The organism is Nocardioides sp., assembly GCF_047607365.1.
Taxonomy (GTDB): domain Bacteria; phylum Actinomycetota; class Actinomycetes; order Propionibacteriales; family Nocardioidaceae; genus Nocardioides.
The window spans coordinates 1-3872 of the sequence record NZ_JASGDD010000059.1; the positions used below are offsets into that span (position 1 = coordinate 1).

The window sequence follows — 3872 nt, forward strand, 5'->3', positions numbered from 1 at the left end:
GTTTTATTTACTTAAATATACACAAAATAATATGTATCACATACTCTTTTTTAGTATTTTTAACACATCTGGAATATGAATTTATATGAAAGGACTAAAAATATGAATATTTTTAGCGAGCGTTTACGAAAATTACGCCAAGAACGTAGTTGGTCAATGAAGGAGTTAGGGGAAAAATTAAGTGATGTTGTAGGATCTTCTTTTAGTTCTGCATCTGTATCGAATTGGGAAAAGAAAGGTTCAGAGCCACCATACAACATTTTGGCTGCAATAGCACAAATTTTTGATGTTAGCGCTGACTATTTAATAGGAATAAGTGACACACCTACTCTAAATAATGAAATAGCTACAGAAAAAATTGAGCATAAACAAGACATAATTAATAATGTAGAATTATATTTGACAATAAGTGAACATGAAAAGAAACAAGACATATATACAAAAGTAAAAGAGCTACATCAAGAAATTCTTTTGTTGCCTGATAAAAAACAAGAACAGTTAGAAAAAGAACTAACTGAATACCTTAAGTTTTTTGGATATAAGTACGATCAGTTACATGTAGATTTCGTTAATTTCACAAATTACCTTCAACATGAACTACAAAAAAAGGTCTCTAAACATTAGAGACCTTTTTTGAAAATTACACGCATAATTTAATTCAATTAATCTATAAACAAACTGTTTAAGTAAAAAATACTAATTATTAGATTGATATTCTATCTTAATAGTTATAAAATTAATGCATAAATAAATTTATCGTTTAAATTATTACAAATAAAAAACCCTACCACAAGCCATTTTTAATTGATCTTTCAGTTTGGCGGCTGAATCAATTAAAAATCCTAAAGAAGTAGGGGTTTTTTCCATATTAAAATATATATTATCTACAACTATTATAGCACCTAATATATATAATGTGAATAAAAACCTCTACTTTTCCAGCATTTTTCTGTTTCTTTGTGGTGGAAAAAAATAGGAGGTTTTTTCCGTGTTATTAAACAACTTTTTGCTTAGTCGAGCAAAAGCTGAATTAAGCCCTCGAATTAAACATTTACCCAAAACACCAGGAACTATTAATCAATCAATCAAGAAAGTTACTACTTATATTGATAATATTGTCCATGATGAATATGAAGGTGTTACCACAAAAGATTACCTTACCAAAAGACAATTTGAAGCCTTTGAGACTATCTTATCGTATTTGGTACAAGAAGGTTATGCCCAAGTAAGGCAAGAGCACATTTGTAAAAAATCGGGTATTTCTAAACCCATTATTAGTTACGTGTTGAATTGGCTGCAAGATTTAGGAGTATGTCAACAAATAAAGGTAAGACGGCACGGAAAGATTGCTCCTTCCGTTTACATCTTGACTGTACATAACAATTATTTAAAAATCATTGAATACTTCAAGGTAAAATGGGCTTTAGCTATTGATATATGCTCTACTTTTACAGAGTTTTTAAAGAAAAAAACTTTTAAAGAAAAAAGTAAATCTGAAGAGGAAAGTCAAATACCTGTTTCCTCTGGATTAGATATTTTGGATATTAAAACAGAGCGAGAAGAAGACATAGAAACTTACTTAAGTGAAGATCAAAAAAAAGCTTACCACTATATGATGAGTCAACGTGTAACAAATTTAACTGAAAAAGATGCTTATGTAATTGCTTTAAGATTGCCACCAGATTTAAATAATTTAGAAACGTCTGGTGAGTGGGCTTTTGAAGAATCTGTTAAATGGTTCAGAGATAACAAAACTGATTATAGCGCTCCTGCTCATTTTATGAAAATGTTTAGTGACAAATTAAAGTTTTATCAAAAACAAAGAGCAATTGAATCTCAAAAACGTCTTGCAAAAATGGGGATAGAAAAAAAGAATAAAAGTAAAATCTCATTTGATTTATTCAAAAAAATGCTTATTCCAAACCTGTAAACCTCATTTTTAAAAACATAATTATCATTTAGCCTTGCTTGAAAAAATCACACATAGCAAGGATATTCGTCATGTCATTATTTATCCTCCACTCTCTTCAAGCTCCTTCAGATACTTAAAGAAAAAATTATCCAGATTTTTCATCGAAAAATTTCATTTTCTGTTTTAAATTCTAGTAAAGAAATCTTCCCTTTTAAAAATGAACATCCCAAAATTTACCCACATTTTAACTTAGAAATTTACTAAGATAGAATTCTATATCGCTTGTAAGAGTTAGAGTCAAAGGCTTTATTTTATTTCTAATGTTTTTATTGGTTTTATTTTTTAAAAACAAGATTTAATAAATAAGATGTTCTAATAAAAATTTGTAATTATTTAGCGAGGCTTATCAAACTTATAAAATACAAAGGGAAGATTGTAATTAGCTTACAATCTTCCCTAAATTTCTATACCACACTTTAAATCACAATTACTTTTTAAATAGTTTAGTAAACCAGGATTTTTCCTGTTGACTAGATGCTATTATTTTTTTGGTTTCTTGCACCTCTTGAATTAGTTCTATTAATTGTTGATCTTTACTACTTATTGTAGAATCAAAAATCTTTTGTTGTTCCTCAATTTTGGAGAGAAGTATTTTATTAGTTGCCTCAACTTCTTTCATATGTTGAATGAGCTGTAGATTTAGCGCTTCTTGATTTTGAAGATGTACAGCAACTTCTTTCATATTCTCGTACATCATTTGAAGCATGGGCTTATCCATAAGTTCATCCTGTGTAGCTTCTTCATCAACCACAATATAGTTTACAGTTCCCTTTAATACGTTCTCAATTACATCAGGAGGTTCTTGGGCATCCTTCATATTGGCTATTAGCTTAAAAAGCTCTAGGGATTCCCTTTGGTATCTTAGGGTTCTTCCCTTTGTTCCTGGTACTGTTGCTAAGTATGGTTTGAATTGGTCTCTCCAAGCTTGAATAGTTGTACGGGGTTTTTGGAGTATCCGTGCAATATCAGCAAGAGAATAAGTTTTTTTATACGTACTGTCCTGGCTGCCGTGCCACGATTCCTCTGTGTGATCTTCCCTAGTCGTCATTCGTCGTCACCACCTCGTTTTATGTCTTTAATACGTTATTTCAAGTTGGCATTTAGTCGTTAATGGTTAAAATCAATGTTCGTCATGTTGTTGAATGTTCGTTATTCGTCTAATTCGATTACTAATAAGTGTTTTCCTTTCAATAAAAGTTTCTGAAAATAAGTACGACTTAAGTCGTACTTATTTTCAGAAAACAGTTGTTTTTTTGGTTAAATGTGCTAAAATAAGATTATAAGTCACACTTAAGTCGTACTTAGATACGAAAGGGAGGAATTTTTAATGAAGATTGGAAGAAAAGTAGCTGATTTCGGAAACAGTTTTAATAATTTCACGGTGGATGGCTATTACTTTGAATTAGCAACGAATGTAGTAAAAGTTTCTAAGAAAAAAGCGGAAGATTTACTTGTTGAACGTATTTCAAATCCAGAGGATTTGTTAAATAGTTTATTAATTTCAACTGAAATCGACGGAGAAGAATCTTATTATGTATTGGGACGCTTAGCTGAAGATAATCAGTTAGCAAATTCTCACGTAAATAAAATGCACGATAAAATTAAAAGCCCGATCCCTTATATAAGCTTTTTAGGAGCAATGGCATATTATCATGCACTTAACGCTGATAAAGACGATAATGAAGTTGAAATCGAATATATGAGCATGATGTTACCAATATGGTTGTTAAAACGTGAAGAGAAATTTAGCATTGCTCACAAGATGATGGAGCAAAGATTTATAGGTGAACATAAGGTTAAAGTTTTAACACCGGGTATGGAAAGAGAGTTAACTATTACTGTTAACACAGCAAAATGCCGAAATGAATCAGAAATTGCTAGACATTCATTGAAATACAAA

The 3872-nt window shown here is 30.4% G+C and carries 4 protein-coding genes; 3 read left to right on the top strand and 1 reads right to left on the bottom strand.

The genetic code is table 11. The features are described from left to right. The first annotated feature begins 75 nt into the window (after positions 1-75). Both QM572_RS05250 and QM572_RS05255 read left to right on the top strand, forming a co-directional pair. A complete protein-coding gene (locus tag QM572_RS05250) occupies positions 76-624 on the top strand; it encodes a helix-turn-helix domain-containing protein (RefSeq protein WP_098437403.1) in 549 nt (182 codons plus the stop codon). A 364-nt stretch (positions 625-988) separates the two neighbouring features. After that, a complete protein-coding gene (locus QM572_RS05255) occupies positions 989-1930 on the top strand; it encodes a hypothetical protein (protein WP_415090783.1) in 942 nt (313 codons plus the stop codon). Between the two features lie 469 nt (positions 1931-2399). On the opposite strand, the gene QM572_RS05260 is transcribed toward QM572_RS05255, so the two are convergent. Further along, positions 2400-3020: a DUF3967 domain-containing protein gene (locus tag QM572_RS05260; RefSeq protein ID WP_414978863.1), complete on the bottom strand. Its 621-nt coding sequence runs from the start codon at positions 3018-3020 to the stop codon at positions 2400-2402. Positions 3021-3299: 279 nt separating this feature from the next. Between QM572_RS05260 and QM572_RS05265 the strand changes: the two genes are divergently transcribed. Then, positions 3300-3872 (top strand): hypothetical protein (locus tag QM572_RS05265; RefSeq protein ID WP_415090785.1); only part of this gene is annotated, 573 nt, incomplete at its 3' end.

Excerpts from the sequence above, each read along its gene's own strand:
- QM572_RS05250 (WP_098437403.1), top strand. The coding sequence starts at position 76 with ATGAATTTATATGAAAGGACTAAAAATATGAATATTTTTAGCGAGCGT.
- QM572_RS05260 (WP_414978863.1), bottom strand. The coding sequence starts at position 3,020 with ATGACGACTAGGGAAGATCACACAGAGGAATCGTGGCACGGCAGCCAG.